Raw genomic sequence first — 19804 nt, 5'->3', positions numbered from 1 at the left:
GAGCACGGAATCAGCCCCGTCCGAGGCCTCGCCGGATCGCGATCTCCACGGGTGAGTACGCGCCGTCGGCCCGGTCCAGTTCGTACGGCGCGGCCGGCATCAGCGGCGGCTGGGCCATGAAGCGCGGCCGTGTCCCGTGGTGCGGCTGCGCCGCGTGCACCAGGAACGGGTGGCACAGGAAGACGTCGCCCGGGGAGCCGGTGGCGAGGGCGAGCGGCCGGTGGTCGGACGCCGCCACCAGACCGGGAGCAAGAGTCAGCCCGTCGGCCCCGTCCTCCTCGTACTTCTCAAGGACCTTCGGTACGTCGAGGTGCGAGCCGACACGGATCCGGGTCGGGGCGTCCTGTTCACCGACCTCGCTGAACAGGAACAGCATGAGCAGCGCCCGGCCCCGGGAGCGCAGATTGGTGAAGTACCAGCTCTCGCCCTCGGGCAGATAGCTCCCCTCGATGTGCCAGCCCGCGTCGTCCGGCTCCTCCTCGTGCGGGAAACGCAGCGGGAACGTACCGAGCGAGTAGCGCGGCTCCCAGCGTTCCGCGCCCACGAGGATGTCGTACGCGCGGTGCAGGGCAGGGGAGTTGGGTGCGGCGGCGAACGGGCCCTGCGCCAGGCCGGCCACCCAGTGCACGGGCTGCGTCCACGTCGCCGGATCGTCTGGGGACGCGCCCGTCTCGCGCCACAGCAGCCGCGCGCAGTCGGCGGCCACGCGCGGCGCGACGGCGCCCTCCAGCTTGACGAAGCCGTCGCGGAGGAAGCGGGATACCAAGGTCGTGTCGTCCATGCGCCCATCGTGCGGCGACACGGCTCCCCGTCACCCGACACTTTCCGCACCGCCTTTGTCGGGTGTGCCGAGCCCTCCGGATCATCGACCTGACGGTCGCCTCGCGAGAGGGGCGACCCCGAGGAGGGCCGCGGTTCTGGTGTAGACGGCGTGGGCGAGAGCGTCGTTCAGGGCCGGACGCGAAGGGGTGTCCGGCCGGGACTCGCTGAAGAAGCCGCCGCTGGGGCGCGGTGCGGGCGAGGCGCCGGCGAGCCAGACCGGTGTCCGCACGCCTTCGTCCGGGGTGATGGAGAACGGACGGAACAGTGGGGCGGTCAGCCGCATCAGGCCGCCGGCGTTGCTGTTCATCGCGGTGCCCTTGACCATGCCGGGATTGGCGTTGTACAGGCTCATGCCCTCGGGCAGGCGGTGCGCGAGTTCTCGTGCGGCCAGGAGGCTTACGAGCTTGCTCGTCGCGTAGACGTTGATCTGGTGGTAGAAGCGCTTGTTGCTCCACGACGTTCCCGCGACATCCGGATCGGCGGCGTCCAGCTTGCCGCGCTTCTCCACGAACGAGGACATGTTGATGATCCGGGCTTCGGGCGTGAGCGCCCCTTCGGCAAGGAGGGCGTGGGTGAGCAGGAACGGGGCGTGGTGATTGAGTGCGTAGGTGCGTTCCACGCCGTCCGGTGTCTGCTCGTACCGGGGGAACGCAGCCCCCGCGTTGTTGATGAGGACGTCCACCGGGCGGCCGTCGGCGGCCAGTTCCGCTGCCAGCGCCCGTACCTGCGACCACTGTTCGAGGTCTGCGGTGTACGTCATCGGCGGTGCCGCGGCACTGCCCGCGGGGGCCAGGACGCGCAGGCTGTCGGCGGCGGCCCGGGTGCGCTTCGTGTCCCGGCCGATCAGTACGACGCTCCGACCGGCCTCGACCAGGTGACGCGCCGTCACCAGGCCGAGGCCGGAGGATCCTCCCGTGACGACCGCGGTCCCGCTGCCGCTCATCGCTGTTCCCCCTTCACGGTGTCCTTGTCCTCGACGCCGACGGCGGGCGGGGGGCCGTCGATCACTTCGCGGAGAAGCGTGTGCAGGCGCAGCCTGTTCTCGTGGTCGAGGCGGGCGAAGGGGGAGTGCTCGGTGGTGTGCCCGATGACGCGATCGCGCAGCGCGCACCCCTCGGGGGTGAGCTGGATGACTTTCGCGCGGCGGTCGACGGGGTGGGGCACACGGCGGACCAGGCCGCGCTTCTCCAGCCGGTCGATCATCGCCGTGGCGGTCGAGGCGTCGCACTGCAAGAGGTCGGCCAGGCGGCGAGCGGTCATCTCGTGCCCGCGACTCAACCTCCACAGCGCATCGGTCTGCGTGTCGGTAAGGCCCGCTTCCCGGGCCAGCTCCTTGAGCTCGGTGTGCACCTGGGTGCGGATCGCGAACAGGTAGTCGTGCAGCTCTTCGGTCAGTTGCCGATCGTCCATGCCCCCAAACTACATGGAGAATCCAATCATGGGAAAATCCATGCAGTTTGGGGGTGTGGGTCACTTGAGCTGGTTCTTCCGTGCCTCCGTGTTCGAGGAGGCCGTCGCGTGGCAGGTCACGTCCTTCGCCGGGAGCTTGCCGGTGAGGAGGTAGTCGTTGACCGCGCCGTCCGTGCACGCGTTGCCGTTCGGGTAGACGCCGTGGCCCTCGCCGCCGAGGACGGTGACCATTCTCGATCCCGTCAGGTCGGCGTGCAGGGCCTGACCGCTGGGCAACGGGGTCTGCGGGTCCCATTCGTTCTGGACGATCAGGGAGCCGGCCTTGTTGTTCACCTCGGTCGCCGGTTCCACTGACTTGTCCCAGAACGCACAGGGCTTGACGCTGGACACGAAGTCACCGAAGAGCGGGTAACGGGCCTTGTCCTCGATGGCGTCCTTGCGGTAGCTCTCGGGATCGCGCGACCACGCGGCCGAGTTGTCGCCGCACACCACGGCCCAGAGGCTCGCCATCGTGTTGTCGGACGGCACTGCGGCAGCGTCGACGGCGGCGCCTTCCGCCCCGGCCCCGGTTCCGGTCTCCTCGGACCCGTCGAACGCCGTGAGCTTCTTCGCGGAGGCGGGCTTGCCGGCCGCGGCCTTCTTCAGCTCCACGACCCCCTCGGTGGCGGCCTCAGGGGTGTACACCGCCTCGCGCATTCCGCTGCGGATGTCATCACCGGTGGTCGGCTTCCCGTCCACCTCGATGGGTTTCTCGTCGGCCTGCGCGACCAGGTCCCACACGGTCCGTTCGACCTTCTTCGGGGTGTCGCCGAGGCCGTACTTCCGTGAACGCTCGGCGGCCCACTCCGTCCACCGGTCGAACGCGGGCTCGGCGCCCGCCGCCCACCACCGCATCATCCCTCGCCAGGCGTGCGCCGGATCGACCGCGCTGTCCAGTACGAACCGGTCGGCCCGGCGCGGGAAGAGCTGGGTGTAGACGGAGCCCAGGTAGGTGCCGTACGAAGTGCCCACGTACGAGATCTTCTTCTCGCCGAGGATCGCCCGGAGCAGGTCCATGTCGCGCGCGGTGTTGCGCGTGGTGATGTGCCGGAGTGTGCTGCCCGCCTTCTCCTCGCACTTGTTCGCTACGCCGCGCGCCCAGGCGACGTCCTTGTCGAACGTCTCCTTCTTGTACGGCCGCAGCCAGTTCTCCTCCTCCGGCTTCAGATCGCAGGAGACCGGGCTGCTCTCTCCCACCCCGCGAGGGTCGAAGCCGATGAGGTCGTACTTCAGCCGCGCGGACTCGGGAAGCCTGTCGCCCATGCTCATCGGCATGTAGCGCCCTTGCATTCCCGGGCCGCCGGGGTTGGAGAACAGGACACCGTGCCGCTTGTCGGGCGCGGTGCTCCTGATCCGGGATATGGCCAGGTCGATGCGCTTGCCCCCGGGATTCCGGTAGTCCAGCGGGACTTTGACCGTGGCGCACTTGAACTCCGCCGGAGAGTCGGCGTCGCACCGCTTCCACTGCGGCTTCTGCTTCGCATATCGGTCCAGCGCGCCCTTGGCGGCAGTGGACCGGGAGGCGGCCGACGGATCGGCGGCCGGAGCCGCAGTGGCCGTCGAGGTGGCGAGCGCGGGAGCCAGCGTCGCCGTGACGCTGATGGCCAACAGGGGCCCCAGACATCGTCTACGCACGTGATCGTTCCTTTGAGTCGCGTGTTCAAAGTCGCGTGTTCGGACAGGAACGATCATTCAGGTGGCGTGCGTCGGGAACATCCGCCGAGCGGACCCACGTCCCCTCCGTCCTGGGAGGTACGGGGCGGCCGCACATGATCCTCTGGTCGTAGGCGGGGGTTTAACGATCTACGGCCTCGGATTCACGTCAACCTCCGCCATGTATACGGCGTTTGCAGGAATGAAGCCTCCGAGGGTGGATAGCGATGGCCTCAACACCTCGACCCACGTCGCCCGGACACAACCGGGCGAACCAGTCATATCCTGAATGAGAGCGACGCAAGAGCGCCATGTAAGAGAAGAATCCCCACAATTGAAGGGTTCTCCATCATCGTGCAACCGGCCCAAGAGTTCGGCGACAACCCTGTCGAAGTACGAGAAACCGGGCACTACACGGAGGAATACGTACCCAGCTTCGTCGAGAAGTGGGACTCACTCATAGATTGGGAGAAACGGTCGGAGAGCGAGGGGACGTTCTTCGTCGACCTGCTGCGCAAGCGGGGTGTGCGGAGTGTCCTCGACGTCGCGACCGGCACCGGATTCCACTCGGTGCGCCTGCTCGCCTCGGGATTCGAGACCGTCAGCGCCGACGGCAGTGCCGAGATGCTGTCCATGGCCTTCGCGAACGGTATGCAGCGGGGCGGCCACATCATGCGGGTCGTCCAGGCCGACTGGCGCTGGCTCAACCGCGATGTGCACGGTGAATACGACGCCATCGTCTGTCTCGGCAACTCCTTCACGCATCTGTTCTCGGAGCGCGACCGCCGCAAAGCGCTCGCCGAGTTCTACGCGATGCTCAAGCACGACGGCATTCTGGTCCTCGACCAGCGCAATTACGACGCGATGCTGGACGACGGCTACACCAGCAAGCACATGTACTACTACTGCGGCGAGGACGTCGCCGTAGAGCCGGAATACGTCGACGAGGGGCTGTGCCGCATGCGGTACCGGTTCCCGGACGACTCCGTGTACCACCTCAACATGTTCCCCCTGCGCAAGGACTACACCAGGAAGCTCATGACGGACGTGGGTTTCCAGCGGGTGGAGACGTACGGAGACTTCCAGCACACGTACCGGGGCGAGCAGCCGGACTTCTTCATCCATGTCGCGGAGAAGGAGTACCGCACGGAGGACGAGCAGAGCGGCCGCTACACCGGCGCGGTCGGCACCGCCCGCAGCTACTACAACTCGCCCGACGCGGACACCTTCTACGCCAAGGTGTGGGGCGGCGAGGACATCCACATCGGCCTCTACGAAGCCCCGGGCGAACCGATCGCGGACGCCAGCCGCCGTACGGTCCAGCGGATGGCGGGCAAACTGCCGCTGACCGCGGAGTCGGTCGTCCTCGACCTCGGCTCGGGCTTCGGCGGTTCCGCCCGCCAACTGGCCGGGGGACAAGGCTGCCGGGTGATCGCGCTCAACCTGAGCGAGGTCGAGAACCAGCGCCACAAGGAGCTGAACGCGGGCCGCGGTCTGACCGACCGCATCGACGTCGTGGACGGCTCCTTCGAGGACATCCCGTACGGCGACGGCCTGGTCGACGTCGTCTGGTCCCAGGACGCCTTCCTGCACAGCGGGAACCGCGTCAAGGTCCTGGAGGAGATAGCCCGGGTGCTCCGGCCGGGCGGCCATCTGATCTTCACCGACCCGATGGCCGCGGACGACTGCCCGGCGGGTGTGCTCCAGCCGATCCTCGACCGCATCCACCTGGACGACATGGGCTCACCCGGTTTCTACCGGCGGGAGTTGACCAGGCTCGGCTTCACCCCTGCCGACGGCACGGACCGAGGCTTCGAGGAGCACGCCGATCAGTTGACCACGCACTACGCACGCGTGCTCGAGGAGACGGCGCGACAGGAGGCGGACGGTCTGGCCCGGCAGATCAGCCACGACTATCTGACGCAGATGAAGAAGGGCCTCGGCCACTGGATCGACGGGGGCCGCAGCGGACACCTGACGTGGGGCATCTTCCACTTCGTGCGCGAGTGAGCGGCTGAGCGGCGCTTTCGCGCGGCGGCCGACACAGCTCTGCGTCGGGCCGCCGCGCGCGGGCGGGGGCGGCCATTGTTCCTCGGCTCTATGCTCGGATCCTCTGTTCGCTCCGTGCCACCGAAGTCTGAGGCCCATGTCTGAGAACCCATCCCCTGCGGCACCGACCGTGGTGCGGCTGGCTCGCTACACGAAGACGGAGCAGGGCGAGATCCTCGGCGACGGTGACGACCCCTTCGGCGTTGCCGCGGCGGGCTTGGCCTGGCTGCCCAAAGAAGAGCACTTCGGGATCAGACACGGCGACCGGCTCGTGGCACACGTCGGTCTGCTGCGGCTGCCTGTCGCGATCGGCGACGCCGAGACAGAGGTGATCGGCGTCGGCGGTGTGGCCGTCGCCCCCGACATGCAGGGCAAGGGGCTGGCTCGGCTCGTCCTCGCAGGGGCACTTGAGCACGCGCGCACGATGGGGCCGCAGCACGCGCTCCTGTTCTGCCGACCTCACCTCGTGCCGCTGTACCAGCGCCTCGGATGGCACCTGCTCGACCAGGACGTACTCGTCGAACAACCCGAGAGCCGCCTGGTGAGCATGCCGCTGCGGACCATGGTGACGCCCCTGCGCGACAACTCGTACTGGCCTCCGGAGCCGGTCCGACTGTTCTCCCTCCCGATGTGACAGGGAGACTGTCGCGGAGCCCGGTCTCGCGGGCAGGAACTACGGGGGAGCGAACAGCACATGAGCAGGACTGCGACCGTCGTGCGCCGACCGGCGCGCATCATGATCGTCACCGTGGCCTTGAGCGCACTGACGGCGTGCGGCGGCAACGATTCGGACGGCGGCGCCCCGGAACCGAGCACCAGCGCTCCGGCCAGGACATTGACCGCGGGGGAGATCGAGACCGCCGCGGTCGACGGCAGCGACGTACCGGATCACCAGACGGGCGCCAGGGAAGCGGCCGACCGGTACGAGGACTCCGAGGTGAGCGCGAGCCGGCCGGAGTGCGTGGTGCAGGTCAAGGCGGCGCTCGGCATGAGCCCGGGTGACCCCGCGTCCACGGCGCAGCGCACCGCGATGGGCAACCTGAAGGGAGCGAAGCCCGCTGCGGGGGGCCTCGTCAAGACGACGGTGACCTTGGCGTCGTACAAGGGCAAAGGCAAGGGCAAGGGTGAGGAGAAGGTCCTGTACGACGTGGGCCTTGCCAGTACGGCGTGCCGCTCCGGCTTCACCTCCACGGTCCGCGGTGAGCAGACCCCGGTGCAGTCCCGCCCTCAGGGGGATGACCCACAGCATCTCGATTTCGCCGACGAATTCGCGTGGTTCACGCTCACCGGCAAGGAGGGCGCTGACGCCCCCGTCCGCAAGGTGCTGATCGTGCGCTCCGGGCACACGCTCGGCTTCTTCAGCCGAACGTATCCCGTCGCGGACACCTCACCGGCGGCGATGCCCTTCCCTGTCGATGTCGCGCGGGCGCAGTGGAAGAAGCTCGCCGCAGGGTGACTGAACTACGTGTTCACCGTGGCGTGCCGGACCCGGCCGTCGGCAGGTAGCGCGGTGCTCGCCAGGCCTTCAGCCGGTGCTCCACCGCGGCGCCCAAGGAAAGGAGTTCGGGGTCCTGGTGGTCACCGGCCATCAGGAGCAGGCCGACCGGCAGTTCGTCCACGGACCCGGCGGGCACCGAGAGGGACGGATATCCGGCGACGGCCGCCGGGGTGGACGAGGGGATGACGTCGTTGTCGCCGCGCGCGCAGTCGGTCGTCCAGGCGGGCGGGTTCGTGGGCGCGGCGATGGCGTCCAGGTGATGGGTGGCCATGGTCTCGTCGATGGAGCGCCGGGAGAGGTCCTTCAACTCGGCTCGCATGGCGCGGTACTCGGGGTCGGTGGTGGGCGGCGCTGCGAGGGCCTGCTCGAACAGCTCCTGCCCGGCGAAACAGGTCTGTTCCTCGGCGTGGCCGCGGTTGAACTCGATCAGCTCGGCAAGGTTTCGGGGTCCTTTACGTGTGCCGAGGTAGGCGTCGATGTCCCGGTGGAACTCGCTGAGCAGCGCCGGGAATTCGAGTTCGGCGAGCCGCGCCTGGTACGGGGGTGTCACCTCGACGACCTCGGCTCCGGCCTTGCGCAGCTTCTTGGCCGTACGGGTCATCACCGCGTCCACGTCGGACCCGAGCGAGGGCAGGCGCCACAGGCCGATCCGCTTGCCGCGGAGGCCGCCGGGACCGTCACCCCGTGCGCTCTCACCTCGTGTGCCCTTGCCGCGCGCGTCCTTGTCACCGCTCAGCACCGAAAGCGTGAGGGCGGTGTCGATCACGTTGCGCGCCATCGGCCCTGCCGTGTCCTGCTCGGCGGAGATCGGCACCACACCCGACTGGCTGACCAGGCCGAGGCTTGGCTTGTGGCCGACGATGCCGTTCATCCCGGCAGGGCACACGATGGAGCCGTCCGTCTCGGTGCCGATCGCCACCTGCGACAACGACGCGGCGAGCGCGGCGGCCGAACCGGCGGAGGAACCGCACGGATTCCGGTCGAGGACGTACGGGTTGTTGGTCTGGCCGCCCACCGCCGACCACCCCGAAGTCGGCTTTGCGGCACGGAAGTTGGCCCACTCGGACAGGTTGGTCTTGCCGAGGATCACCGCCCCCGCCTTCCGCAGCCGGGTCACCAGCGCCGCATCGGTGTCGGGCGGGCTCCCGGCGAGGGCGAGCGACCCGGCCGTCGTCGGCATGTCACGGGTGTTCACGTTGTCCTTGAGCAGAACGGGGATGCCGTCCAGCGGCCCGAGTGTCTTGCCGCGCCGGTGCCTCGCGTCGCTGGCGGCCGCCTGGCGCAGGGCCGTCGGGCTGGTACGCAGCACCGAGTGAATCTTGGGATCGACGTCCTCGATCCGCCGCAGGTAGGCCCGGGTCAGCTTCGACGAGGTCAGCGAACCGCCGGCCATACGCGCCTGCAACTCCGGAATCGTCACGGTGTCCAGGTCGATCCCGGGGGCGAGAGGCGACCCGGTCGGCGGTGCTGAGCTGTCGGCGCCATGCCCGGTGGCTCGCGCGCCAGTTGCGGCTTGCGCACCGGGACTCGGTACGCCTGTGAGAAGGGACCCCGCGACAAGGGCGGCGGTCATTGCGGCAATGCTCTTCTTCCCCATGCGGATCAGCGGACTACACGGGCAGCGTCCGGCGCAAGGGGATGGAGAGACGTCGTCACCCGGGGTCGGTCGGTTGCCCGGCGCCGGTCACCCGTGCCGCCGGTACTTCAGCTCTGGACCAGACGGCGCAACGCGCGCTGTGCCAGCGGCGCATACGCCACCACGACCAGCGCGGGGCCGTCGATGTGCAGGTCGGTCTCCGTGCCGGACGGAGTGCGGGCTCGGACGGCGTGCCACAGGCGCATGCGTACCGGGCCCGCCTGGACCCGCCACCGCCAGGTATGGGCCTGATGGTCGACGGCCTCGATGACGAAGGCGACGCCGGGTCCCACCACGGGCACCACCCGGCCGCGCATGCCCGCCCGCAGCTCGGCCTCCGCCTCCACGGCCCGGATCTGCGGAGCCCACGTGGGCCAGGCCGCCGTCCGTACATATCGCTGCCAGACCGTATCCACGCTTGCCGCGCCCACAGCGCGCACTGTTCTTCTCACCTTCCCACCATGCTCGCGGAAGGGCGGTTCGTGCCTGCTGAGCAGTTGCTCGCTGAGCAGTCCCGTCCGGTCTGCGCGGTGGCCTCAGGTCGGTAGGACAGGTCGGCAGGACCGGCCCGTGACCAGGTTGTCGGTGGCGGCGGAGACTACGGAATCGAGCCGGTTCCTGGCGTGTGTCAGGTCGGCGATGCGCTGGTCGATGCGGTCGCGCTCGGTGGCAAGTCGCTCGAGCAGCCCCGGAGTGGCGTTGCCGTCGACGACGCACGGCATCAGCTCCACGATCGTCTTGCTGGAGAGCCCGGCGGCGTAGAGCTCCTGGACCAGTTCGACCTGGTCGACCGCGCTCTGCGGATAGTGGCGCTGACCGCTGGGACTGCGCTCGGACGTCAGCAGGTGCTGTTCCTCGTAGTAACGCAGGGCCCTGACGCTGACGCCGGTCCGGGTGGCGAGTTCCCCGATGCGCATTTTCCCTCCTTCGTGACGTACGTGACGTACGTGACGCACATGGCGAGGCCTGTGGCTTGCCTCTGACGTCGACGTCAGGTTTTAGCGTAGCTCGCGTGCGGGGCCGCTCACCCCGTCCCGCCGCTCGCACCATCCGTAGCCCGTACGACGTGAAAGAAGCGCACTCCCATGATCAATTCGGCACATGCGAGGACCGGTGCGACAGGCGCCTCCGTCCCCACCCCCGCCCCGATCGTCGCGGTGAAGCCGATCGTGCTGTCCGCCCCCGAACGAGGCGAGGACCTGCACGTACGCGTATCCGCCCCGGCCACCGGGCACGACCTGCCGATCGTTCTCTTCGCGCACGGGTTCGGCTCGAACCTGGACGGTTACGCACCGCTGGTGGATCACTGGGCTGCTCACGGCTTCGTGGTGATTCAGGCGACCCATCTCGACTCCAAGAGGCTGCACCTCGCCGCGGACGACCCCCGCAAGCCTCAGTCGTGGCGCCACCGCGTCCAGGACATGAAGCGCGTCCTCGACGAGCTCGACACACTGGAGGCCGCTGTACCCGGCCTGGCCGGGCGAGTGGACCGCCGCCGGGTCGTCGCGGCCGGGCATTCCTTCGGCGGGCAGACGGCAGGCCTCCTGGTGGGTCTGCGCGTCGTCGACCCGCGGACCGGGATCGCGGAAGACATGTCCGATCCCCGGGTCCGGGCGAGCATCCTGCTGGCCACGGCAGGCAGCGGCGGAGACGGCCTGACCCCTTCGCCCACGACAACCTGCCCTGGCTGCGGGACCAGGACTTCTCCCACATCGCCGCGCCGACCCTGGTGGTCGCCGGGGACAAGGACGAACTCCCGCTCTCCACCCGGGGAGCGGCCTGGACGACCGACCCGTACACCCTGAGCTCCGGCGACAAGCATCTGCTCACCCTCTTCGGCGGCCAGCACTTCCTCGGCGGCATCTCCGGCTACGAGGCGGCGGAGACCACCGACGAGAGCCCCGAGCGCGTGGCCCTGATCCAGCAGGTCACCCTCGCGTACCTGCGCCACGTCACCGACACCGCCGACGCCGACTGGACGGCAGCCCGAACCGCCCTGGCGGAGGGTGCCCACCCACTGGGGCGGCTGGAGTCGAAGTAGCAGAGCGCACTCGGTTGGCAGGAGTGATCCGTCTTCTAGCCTGGCGACCGAATCCCGTTCACCCGTGACCTGTTGATGCGGCCGTACGCCCCGTCGCCCCGCAACAACTGCGGTGGCTTGGGTTCGGGTTTCCCACAAGTTGGCGAAGGTCTCCGCGCGTGACTTGGCCTCGTCGAAGACTCCGCCCCCGTAGCACTCGACGAGTTCCTTGTAGGGCCAGTGGCAGTTCGCGTTCGCCGGGTTGCTCGCGTGCCGGGGTGCCGCCGAGGCCCCGTGTCAGGCGCGGCCCAGGACGCAGAACTCGTGGTGCTCCGGGTCTGTCAGGCACTTCCACGGGACGTCGCCCTGGCCGAGGTCGAGATCAGTGGCGCCCAGGGCCCGCAGCCGGGTCACCTCCGCCTCTTGGTCGTCGCCGGGGTACGGAAGGAGGTCGATGTGAACGCGGTCCGGCACGGTCTTCTCGCCGGGTGTGCGGAGGAACTCGAGATACGGGCCGACACCCTTGGCAGAGCGCAGCACCGCACGATCGTCGGTCACCTCGTGCAGGGTCCAGTCCATCGCCTCGTCCCAGAACCGCGCCATCGCCCGCGGATCCACGCAGTCGATCACCACCGCGGCGATCGGCCCGGTGTCCCGGTAGATCTCGCGAGGCTCAAGGACGCAGAACTCGTTGCCCTCCGGGTCGGCGAGGACCGTCCACGGCACGTCGCCCTGGCCCACGTCGACGGGCGTCGCACCAAGAGTCTGGAGGCGTGTGACCAACTCCGCCTGATGGGCCGCGGAGGTGGTCGCGAGGTCGAGGTGCGTACGGTTCTTCGTCGCCGTCTTGGGCTCCGGGACGGTGACGACGTCGACGCAGACGGCGACCGCGTCCGGCCAGACGAAGCCGCCTCCGGGTTCCACGTTGGTCACGCCGGGGGCCTCGCTGGAAACACCCCAGCCGAGCGCCTCCGCCCAGAACTGGCCGACCAGCGAGTCGTCAAGAGCCTTCATGTTCACATTTACGGGTCGCAGTGCCATGCGGGCGACCCTATGCACTCTGCGATGGCTTTCGCGGGTGCCGTCGCCAAACAGAGATCAACCCGCTCACCGGCCGCAATGCTCAGGTGCGGGAACCGGGTTCGGTGTGACGCCGCGTGGCGTGGAGGGAGCCGAGGAGGCCGAGGGCCTGGGCGCTGGGGCCGCCGGGTTCGGCGTGATAGATGACGAGTTGCTGGCCGGGGGCTTCGCGGACGTCGAAGGACTGGTAGGTGAGAGCGAGGGGGCCGACGTCCGGGTGGAGGAGGTGCTTGGCGTCCTGCGTCTTGCCGCGCACGGTGTGCGCCTGCCACAGCTGCGTAAAGGCCGTGCTGTGTTTCTTGAGGGTGTCCACGAGCTCCCGTAGCCGGGGGGCGTCGGGATCGAAGCCCGCTGCCTGGCGCAGATTGGCGACAGTGGCCTGGGCCGCCCGCTCCCAGTCCGCGTAGAAGTGCTGGCAGGCCGGGTCCAGGAAGGTCATGCGGGCGAGGTTGTCCGCCGGGGTGAACGGGGCGTACAGCGCGTCGGTCAGGGCGTTGGTGGCGAGGAGGTCCAGGTTCCGGTTCATGACGAACGCCGGAGTGTGGGCGTAGCCGTCCATCAACTGGCGCAGTGAGGAGCTGACTTGCTCGGTGATGTGGGCGGGGGACCGGTCCTGGGGTGGGGCCCCGGCCAGCCGGTACAGGTGGGCCCGTGCCTCGGCGTCGAGGTGCAGTGCGCGGCTGAGGGCGTCGAGCACCTGGGGTGAGGGGTGGCGTTCGCGGCCCTGTTCCAGGCGGGTGTAGTAGTCGGCGTTCATGCCGGCCAGGACGGCTACCTCCTCGCGGCGCAGCCCGGCGACTCTGCGGATGCCGTAGCTCGCCATGCCGACGTCCTCCGGCCGCAGGCCGGCGCGGCGCGCGCGCAGGAACTCTCCCAGGTGATTGTCGTCCATGACTTCAGGCTAGGCGGCGGCCTCGCGCCGTGCCTGGGTGTGCCGCACCCAGGCAGCACACATCCTGGTCGACCGCTTCCGACCTGCGCAGACTCGATGGAGTACGACATCACAGCACCCCGAGGAAGGAAGATCACCATGAGTGGAGACGGAGACACCGAGGCAGTCCGCGGCGGCCGCGCGCCCGAGAACGCCGACGTGGTCGGCATGTGGGTGACCGCGGACGGCCACATCCGCCAGGAACTGCTGCCGGACGGCCGCTACGACGAGGCCCGGGGCACCCGGCGCAGCGCGTACACCGGCCGGTACACGGTGTCCGGCAGCCACCTGGACTACGTGGACGACACCGGGTTCACGGCCACGGGCGACATCCGGGGCGGAGTGCTCCACCACGAGCACCTCGTGCTGTACCGCGAGTCGGAGTCCTCGTGACGGAGCAGGCCGACTAACCCGCCGCGGTCGAACTCCCTGCCCGAGACGCCCGAGAAGTAGGCGCGGCGCACGGGCGCAGGACCATGAGCGAGTCCTCCAACGCCGCCACCATGGCGAAGGGAAACCGGTCGAGCTCAAGACAGAGCGCGACGTCATCAGGATGAACCCCTTGACGCACGCCCTCCGTCAGCTCGGTGGCGGCGCGCGACTCGGCGGCGCGGCGAAGGAACCCGGCAGCGTCCGTCTCATCCCCGGTGGCTCTCCGGGCGACGTACTGAGCGCACGCCAGATCCTCATCGGCCTGTCCGTCTTCGCCGGTGACGACGAACGTGACACCGTCGCTCCTACGTGTCCTCAGGAGCCGAGCCGTCGCCTCTGCCACCACGAAGCTTGCGCACAGCACCAGCGACGCGTCCTTGACCGCGAGGGCGCCGACCGTACCCGCCGTGGTCTTCTGCACAACGGTTCGTCCGCCGAGGTCGGCAGACCGCAGCAGGCCCGGCGAGTTGACCAGGTCGAACCCGGGCGCGGGCGGCCCGTCCTTGAGGGCCACCCGATCCGGGTGGCGAGCCTTGAGCGCCAGAGCGTCTTCCAGCGACTCAGCGAGAACGATCTTCTCCGCCCCCTGGGCAAAAGCCCAGGCGGCCACGGTGAAAGCACGCATGACGTCGACCACGACCGCCACGGACGGGGCCTCGACCAGGTCGGTGATGCCAACGAAACGAGTGTCCATGCCGGTCATGATCGTGCACGCCCGCCCCGAAGCAGCCGGAGAGTCGTCGACGTCACATCGACCTGATCGATGACATCAACCTGATCGATCTATTCGGTGCGCAGAGCCGTGGCGGTTCGGGCCCTGGCGGCCCAGCCCGCGGGCAGGAGCGCCCCCAGGGTGGCGATGAGCAGGCCGCCCAGTGCGAGCGGGAGCAATTGGGGCCCGTGATAGACGGCCATGACCGAGTCGGGGAAGCGGAGCCCCACGCTGTCGCCCATCGCGGGCATGACCAAGCCGTGCAGGGCCACGCCGAGTGGCACGCCCACGGCGCCCGCGACAAGACCGGTCACGAAGACCGAGGTGAGGACCATCGCGACGGTCTGCCGCGGCGTCATGCCGAGCGCCTTGTGCACACCGATCTCCCGGACCCGCTCGCGGGTGTCGAGCAGTACGCCGTTGAGTACGCCGAGTGCGGCGACGGCGACCAGCATCAGTGTGAGGATCGCCGACAGCGCGTTGAGCGTGACGACCATGTCGCCACCGGCGTTGAGCCCGCCGACCCGAGCGGTGACCCCCAGCGGTGACAAGTCCTTGTTCAGCGTCGCGACGTAGGCGGAGGCGTCGGTGCCCGGCGTGACCGCGATGTGATGGCTCGTCTCCGTCAGGTCGGGGCGGGCTGCCGTGAGGGTCGAGGAGTCGGTGAAGACCTGCATGCCGTCGTTGCGCGGATCGAGAACCTCTCCGACGATCCGCACCGTGACCGGCTCGGACATGCCGTCGAGAGTGACGGTGTCACCGATGCGGGTGCCCGTGGCGGTCAGGAAGGGGGATGGGACAACTGCCTCGCCGGGCCTGTCGATCCAGCGGCCCGCGACCATCGTGTAGCCGCCCCAGGAAGCGTCGCCGGTGAAGGCGACCGCGTCGACGGTGCCGGGCAGGCCGGACACCGTCGTGCGTACGGTCGTGGCGCTGTAGTACTTCCCGGTTCCGGCGTCGGCCTTGATGGCCGCGGCGACCGCGGCGGGATCCGGCTTGGGCCGCTGCTTCTTGGGATCGGCATCGGCATCGGGAGCTGGATCGGGATCGGGGGCCTGGGGGCCTTGGGGGCCGAAGTCCGGCATGGGCGCGGGCACCACGACATCGGCCACGTCGTGGGACTTGGCCTTCATCACCTGGCCGAGCGTGGCGCTCATCCCCACGGTGAAGGTGACGGCGACGGCCCCGAACAGGATCGCGGTGCCCATGGCCAGCGCGCGGGCGGGCCGCGCGAACGGCCGGGCAAGGCCCAGGGCGACCGGCCTTGGCAACGGCAGCCGCCCGGCCAGGCGAGCCGCCCACCGTCCCCGCCCCGCCGAAGCGCTGCGCCCGACGGCGAGCGCGTCTACCGTACGGAGCCGACCGGCCCGCCAGGCACTCGCCCACGCGGTCGCCGCCACCAGGCCGAGCACCCCGGCGATCACCGCCAGGTCGACACCGGGCGCGATGGCCAGGGACGAGGTGCCGTAGACCTCCTCCGTCTCGGCCAGTACGGGGACGGCGAGCAGGTGGCCCGCGAGGACACCGAGGGCCGTGCCGACGGCGGCCGGGATCAGCGCCTGGCCCACGTAGGCCCGTACGACCTGGGCCGGGGTGAAGCCGACGGCCTTGAGGATGCCGATGCGGCGCGTTCCCGTACCGACCGCCGACGCGACGACGTTGCCGACGATGAGCACCGACATGACAAGGCCCAGGGCGCCGAACGCGACGAGGAAGGGGACGTAGAGAGCGGTGTCCTGCTCGGCGGTCTTCTTGACGGTGAGCCAGGACTGTTCGCCGACGGCCGCTCCGGGCGGCAGGGGTGCCGTCACTGCTCTGCCGCCCGCGGTGATCTGTGCGGCGGTGCCTGCCGCGGTGAAGCGGTAGAGCATTTGGTAGCCGCCGTCGCCGGGCGAGGTGAGCGCCGGCATCTGGGACGGAACCACCCAGGCGTCGGCGGTCCGTGTGACCGAGCGGGCGACGCCGACCACCGTCAGTGTCGGCCCGTCGGGCAGATGGGAGAAGGCGATCTTCCTGCCCAGGGTCGGGATGAGCGAGGCGTCGGCCGACAGGACGATCTCGCCGGAACGGGTGGGCCACCGTCCGTCGAGGAGCGTCACCTCGTCCACGCCTTGGCCGGGATCACCCCGGCCGGCCACGGTCATCGGCCACCCGAGGCCCGCCTCGTCCGCCCGCGGGGTGACCGTGGCCGTACGGAACGGCCCGGCTGCGCCGCTGACCCCCTCGGCGTCCTTGGACTTCGTCAGCTGTCCGGTACTCACCTCGCCCGCGTCGAACTGGACGGACAGGTGCGCCCCTTGATGCTCGGCGAACGCGTCGTCGAAGGGCGCGCTGGAGATCGCGAGGAGCGATCCGCCGAGTACGGATGCGGCCACTGCCATCATCGTGGCGAGGGCGATCACCAGTGTCTGCACCCGGCGTCGTCCCACGCCCGAGCGCACCACCTTGCCGAGCGCGCTCATCGCACGGCCTTCGGAGCGAGGTCCACGAGGTTCTGCGTCCCGGTGTCCTCGGTGATCCGGCCGTCGCCGATCCGCAGCGTGCGCGTGGTGCAGGAGCGGGCAAGGGCCAGGTCGTGGGTGACGACGACGATGGTCTGGCCCTCGGCGTTGAGCTCGGTGAGCAGTCTGCTGACGTCCTGTCCGGCTGCCGTGTCCAGGGCTCCGGTCGGCTCGTCGGCCAGGAGCAGCGGCGGCCGGTTCATCAACGCCCTTGCCACCGCGACGCGTTGCCGCTCGCCGCCCGAAAGACGGCCCGGATAGGCGCCGGCGTGCCGGTCGATGCCGAGGTTCTCAAGGAGCTCGGCCGCCCGGCGGTCCGCCTCCCCGCGTGCCATGCCCGCGAGCCGCGCGGGCAGTACGACATTGTCGGCGACGGTCAGATCGTCGAGCAGATTGAAGAACTGGAAGACCATGCCGATCTTCGACCGCCGGTAGAGCGCCGATCCGGCTTCGCCCAGCTGATCCACCCGCACCCCGTCCACGGTCACGGTTCCCGTGTCCGGCCGGTCCAGGCCCGCGATCAGGTTGAGCAGGGTGGACTTACCGCTGCCGGAAGGGCCGAGGACGGCGACGGCCTCGCCGCTGCGCACAGTCAGCGACGCCTCGTGCAGAGCGGGCGGACCGCTGTCGTAGCGGCGGCTCACCTCGCGCAGTTCGATCACCGGCACGGTCATGAAGGGCTCCTCGCGTAAGGGCAGTTGGCTGCGTGAACGCTAGGAGCGGACCCGGCTCGCGCGCGTCGCCCGCCCGGACCCCTTGCGGTACCGCGCCGGGATGATCCCCCCGAACGTCATCCCTGCGATGTAGGCGAGTGATGTATCCGGTGCGAGCGGAATGACCACCACGGCGGACTCCGTGAGCCCGCGCGGCGGCGACAATGACCCGGTGATGAACGCACGTACGACGCTGGAGGGGCTGGCGGAAGCCGTCCGCAGGACGGCCGACGACGCCAGGCGCCCGAGCGGGACACCGCTGCGGCTGACCCGGCGCGCCTGGCAGTTCGACGTGCTGGTGGCGCTGGCACTCGCCGTCACCACCGTCTACTACGGCATCGACAACACCGACAACGTGGTGGTGCGGGAGATCGCGCCCGGCGTGGAGTACGTCGTACCGCGCCCGTCGGGGCCCGACGGCATGGCCTACATGGTGGCCCTCGCGGCCATCGCCTCCGGCGCCCTCGCGCTGCGCCGCCGCTACCCGCTCACCGTGCTGTGTCTCGTGACCGCCGCGACACTGGCGACACCGCAGAGCGTCCTGCGCCTGACCTTCTACGCGTTCGTCATCGCCGTCTACAGCGCCGCCGTGTACAGCCCCTACCGGACGGCGACCCTGGCGGCGCTCCCGGTGTCGGTCCTCCTTGTCGGCACCTCGGGGAACTCGGTGACACCGATCGTCCCCAACGAGTACATCGCCCTGCTGATCCTGGTCCCGATGGCCGGAGCCGCCCTCGGGCTCCGCACCTGGAAACTCCGCACCGACGAAGGACGAACCAGGCTCACCACCCTGGAACGCGAACAGGCCGAGGCGCTGCACCGGGCCGTCGAGCACGAACGCGCGAGGATCGCCCGCGAGTTGCACGACGTCGTCACGCACAACGTCAGCGTGATGGTCATTCAGGCGGGCGCCGCCCGGAAGATCATGAAGACTTCTCCCGAGCAGGCAGGCGAGGCGCTGCTCGCCGTCGAGGCCGGTGGCCGGGCCGCCATGACCGAACTGCGGCACGTCATGGGCCTGCTCACCATGGACGGCGAGGGCGAGCCGGTGGGCGCAGCCGACGACCCGGAGGGCACAGCCGATGACTTGGCCCCGCAGCCCGGCCTCGACCAGCTGGACAAACTCGTCGGACGCGTACGGGACGCGGGTCTGCCGGTCGACCTGACCGTGACCGGTCCACCCCGCGAGATCCCGCCCGGCATCGAGCTCGCCGTCTATCGCGTGGTCCAGGAAGCCCTGACCAACACCGTGAAGCACGCGTACGGTGCCACCGCCTCCGTGACTCTCGAACGCCGACCGGAATCGCTGCGGGTGGAGATCGCCGACACCGGTGGACGCCCGGGCGCGGGCGCGGCGACCGGGAACGGCCGGGGTCTTATCGGCCTGCGCGAGCGCCTCGCCGTCTACGACGGAACCCTGGACACCGGCCGACGCCTGACCGGTGGCTACCGCGTGGAGGCCCTCATCCCCTTGGAGACACCGTGACCGAGCCGCTGCGTGTACTCCTCGCCGACGACCAGACCCTGGTCCGCACCGGATTCCGGTTGATCCTCGGTGCCGACGGCATCGACGTCGTCGCCGAGGCGACCAACGGAGCCGAAGCGGTCGAAGCCGCCCGCCGCACACGTCCCGACGTGATCCTGATGGACATCCGGATGCCGGAGATGGACGGCCTCGAGGCAACCCGCCGCATTCTCACCGGCGCCCCCGGCGAACCCCGCGTCATCATCCTGACCACCTTCGACCTCGACCGGTACGTCTACGCGGCCCTGTCCGCCGGGGCCAGCGGCTTCCTCCTCAAGGACGTCACTCCCGAACACCTGGCCTCGGCCGTCCGCACGGTCCGCACCGGCGACGCTCTCCTCGCGCCCGCCATCACCCGCCGTCTCGTCCAGCGGTTCGCCCAGCACGGCAGCGACACCGCCGCCCTCCACCGCGACCTCGCCTCGCTCACCCCGCGCGAACTGGAAGTCCTCGGCCTGCTGGCCCGCGGGCTGAGCAACGCGGAACTCGCCACCCGCCTCCACCTCGCCGAGGCCACCGTCAAAACCCACGTCGCCCGCATCCTCGCCAAACTCGGACTCCGTGACCGTGTCCAGGCCGTCATCGTCGCCTACGAGACCGGGCTGATCAGTGCCGGTACACATGAGGCCGCCCAACTGCCCACCGAGCTGACGTAGGACGTGGACCGCCGACAGTACGACCAGACCGTGAGGGCGCAGGGGAGTCGGACGGGCACGGTCCGCAACTCGCCTCATGGGATCTGCCAGTTGTCTCCACGACATCTTCATGTCGGTGGGTCCTGTT

Annotated in this window: 18 protein-coding genes and 1 pseudogene; 7 read left to right on the top strand and 12 right to left on the bottom strand. The window is 69.6% G+C overall.

Going from position 1 to position 19804, the window contains the following annotated elements:
- Positions 1-10 precede the first annotated feature (10 nt).
- The 4 genes from ACWFRJ_RS30240 to ACWFRJ_RS30225 form a co-directional block, all read right to left on the bottom strand.
- A complete protein-coding gene (locus tag ACWFRJ_RS30240; RefSeq protein ID WP_453537804.1) occupies positions 11-781 on the bottom strand; it encodes a phytanoyl-CoA dioxygenase family protein in 771 nt (256 codons plus the stop codon).
- 81 nt (positions 782-862) lie between these two features.
- Positions 863-1765: an SDR family NAD(P)-dependent oxidoreductase gene (locus tag ACWFRJ_RS30235; RefSeq protein WP_453537801.1), complete on the bottom strand. Its 903-nt coding sequence runs from the start codon at positions 1763-1765 to the stop codon at positions 863-865.
- Complete coding sequence (locus ACWFRJ_RS30230) at positions 1762-2232, bottom strand: MarR family winged helix-turn-helix transcriptional regulator (protein ID WP_453537798.1); 471 nt, start codon at positions 2230-2232, stop codon at positions 1762-1764. Before ACWFRJ_RS30230 ends, ACWFRJ_RS30235 begins: the two co-directional genes overlap by 4 nt.
- Positions 2233-2292: 60 nt before the next feature.
- Complete coding sequence (locus tag ACWFRJ_RS30225; protein WP_453537795.1) at positions 2293-3906, bottom strand: alpha/beta hydrolase; 1614 nt, start codon at positions 3904-3906, stop codon at positions 2293-2295.
- A gap of 372 nt (positions 3907-4278) precedes the next feature.
- Here ACWFRJ_RS30225 and ACWFRJ_RS30220 point away from each other — a divergent pair, with 372 nt between their 5' ends.
- The 3 genes from ACWFRJ_RS30220 to ACWFRJ_RS30210 all read left to right on the top strand — a co-directional run bounded on the left by ACWFRJ_RS30220 (position 4279) and on the right by ACWFRJ_RS30210 (position 7429).
- Positions 4279-5934: a glycine/sarcosine N-methyltransferase gene (locus ACWFRJ_RS30220; protein ID WP_453537792.1), complete on the top strand. Its 1656-nt coding sequence runs from the start codon at positions 4279-4281 to the stop codon at positions 5932-5934.
- A gap of 136 nt (positions 5935-6070) precedes the next feature.
- Complete coding sequence (locus ACWFRJ_RS30215) at positions 6071-6607, top strand: GNAT family N-acetyltransferase (protein ID WP_453537789.1); 537 nt, start codon at positions 6071-6073, stop codon at positions 6605-6607.
- 60 nt (positions 6608-6667) lie between these two features.
- Positions 6668-7429 carry a hypothetical protein gene (locus ACWFRJ_RS30210; protein ID WP_453537786.1) on the top strand — a complete coding sequence of 254 codons (762 nt, stop codon included), beginning with the start codon at positions 6668-6670 and terminating at the stop codon, positions 7427-7429.
- A 13-nt stretch (positions 7430-7442) separates the two neighbouring features.
- On the opposite strand, the gene ACWFRJ_RS30205 is transcribed toward ACWFRJ_RS30210, so the two are convergent.
- From ACWFRJ_RS30205 to ACWFRJ_RS30195, 3 genes are all read right to left on the bottom strand, one after another.
- Positions 7443-9068, bottom strand: a complete 1626-nt coding sequence (locus tag ACWFRJ_RS30205; RefSeq protein WP_453537783.1) for an amidase — start codon at positions 9066-9068, stop codon at positions 7443-7445.
- Between the two features lie 107 nt (positions 9069-9175).
- Positions 9176-9547, bottom strand: coding sequence for an SRPBCC family protein (locus ACWFRJ_RS30200; RefSeq protein ID WP_453537780.1), 372 nt, complete (start codon positions 9545-9547; stop codon positions 9176-9178).
- Between the two features lie 96 nt (positions 9548-9643).
- Complete coding sequence (locus ACWFRJ_RS30195) at positions 9644-10024, bottom strand: MerR family transcriptional regulator (protein ID WP_453537777.1); 381 nt, start codon at positions 10022-10024, stop codon at positions 9644-9646.
- A 168-nt stretch (positions 10025-10192) separates the two neighbouring features.
- On the opposite strand from ACWFRJ_RS30195, the pseudogene ACWFRJ_RS30190 reads away from it, so the two are divergent.
- A pseudogene (locus tag ACWFRJ_RS30190) lies at positions 10193-11148 on the top strand (alpha/beta hydrolase family protein).
- A 276-nt stretch (positions 11149-11424) separates the two neighbouring features.
- Here ACWFRJ_RS30190 and ACWFRJ_RS30185 read toward each other — a convergent pair.
- Together ACWFRJ_RS30185 and ACWFRJ_RS30180 are read right to left on the bottom strand one after the other, a co-directional pair.
- On the bottom strand, positions 11425-12168 hold the full coding sequence (locus tag ACWFRJ_RS30185; protein ID WP_453537774.1) for a VOC family protein: 744 nt from the start codon (positions 12166-12168) through the stop codon (positions 11425-11427).
- Positions 12169-12250: 82 nt separating this feature from the next.
- Positions 12251-13099 (bottom strand): helix-turn-helix transcriptional regulator, encoded by an 849-nt coding sequence (locus tag ACWFRJ_RS30180; RefSeq protein WP_453537771.1) that lies wholly within the window; start codon positions 13097-13099, stop codon positions 12251-12253.
- A gap of 138 nt (positions 13100-13237) precedes the next feature.
- Between ACWFRJ_RS30180 and ACWFRJ_RS30175 the strand changes: the two genes are divergently transcribed.
- Positions 13238-13531, top strand: a complete 294-nt coding sequence (locus ACWFRJ_RS30175) for an Atu4866 domain-containing protein (protein WP_453537768.1) — start codon at positions 13238-13240, stop codon at positions 13529-13531.
- 13 nt (positions 13532-13544) lie between these two features.
- Here ACWFRJ_RS30175 and ACWFRJ_RS30170 read toward each other — a convergent pair whose 3' ends face one another.
- From ACWFRJ_RS30170 to ACWFRJ_RS30160, 3 genes are all read right to left on the bottom strand, one after another.
- Positions 13545-14264 (bottom strand): 2-phosphosulfolactate phosphatase, encoded by a 720-nt coding sequence (locus ACWFRJ_RS30170; RefSeq protein WP_453537765.1) that lies wholly within the window; start codon positions 14262-14264, stop codon positions 13545-13547.
- Between the two features lie 89 nt (positions 14265-14353).
- The gene (locus tag ACWFRJ_RS30165; protein WP_453537762.1) at positions 14354-16744 is read right to left on the bottom strand and encodes an ABC transporter permease; all 2391 of its coding nucleotides are present in this window, start codon (positions 16742-16744) and stop codon (positions 14354-14356) included.
- Positions 16741-17457, bottom strand: coding sequence for an ABC transporter ATP-binding protein (locus tag ACWFRJ_RS30160; protein WP_453537759.1), 717 nt, complete (start codon positions 17455-17457; stop codon positions 16741-16743). The genes ACWFRJ_RS30165 and ACWFRJ_RS30160 overlap by 4 nt, the downstream gene beginning before the upstream one ends.
- 214 nt (positions 17458-17671) lie before the next feature.
- Between ACWFRJ_RS30160 and ACWFRJ_RS30155 the strand changes: the two genes are divergently transcribed.
- Together ACWFRJ_RS30155 and ACWFRJ_RS30150 are read left to right on the top strand one after the other, a co-directional pair.
- Positions 17672-18982 (top strand): sensor histidine kinase, encoded by a 1311-nt coding sequence (locus ACWFRJ_RS30155; protein ID WP_453538584.1) that lies wholly within the window; start codon positions 17672-17674, stop codon positions 18980-18982.
- Positions 18979-19677, top strand: coding sequence for a response regulator (locus ACWFRJ_RS30150; RefSeq protein ID WP_453537756.1), 699 nt, complete (start codon positions 18979-18981; stop codon positions 19675-19677). The genes ACWFRJ_RS30155 and ACWFRJ_RS30150 overlap by 4 nt, the downstream gene beginning before the upstream one ends.
- The last annotated feature ends 127 nt before the right edge of the window (positions 19678-19804 follow it).

Source organism: Streptomyces sp. NPDC055239, assembly GCF_053606205.1.
The sequence above is the reverse complement of the archived record's forward strand: the minus strand, read 5'-3'. Positions and strand labels throughout refer to the sequence as shown.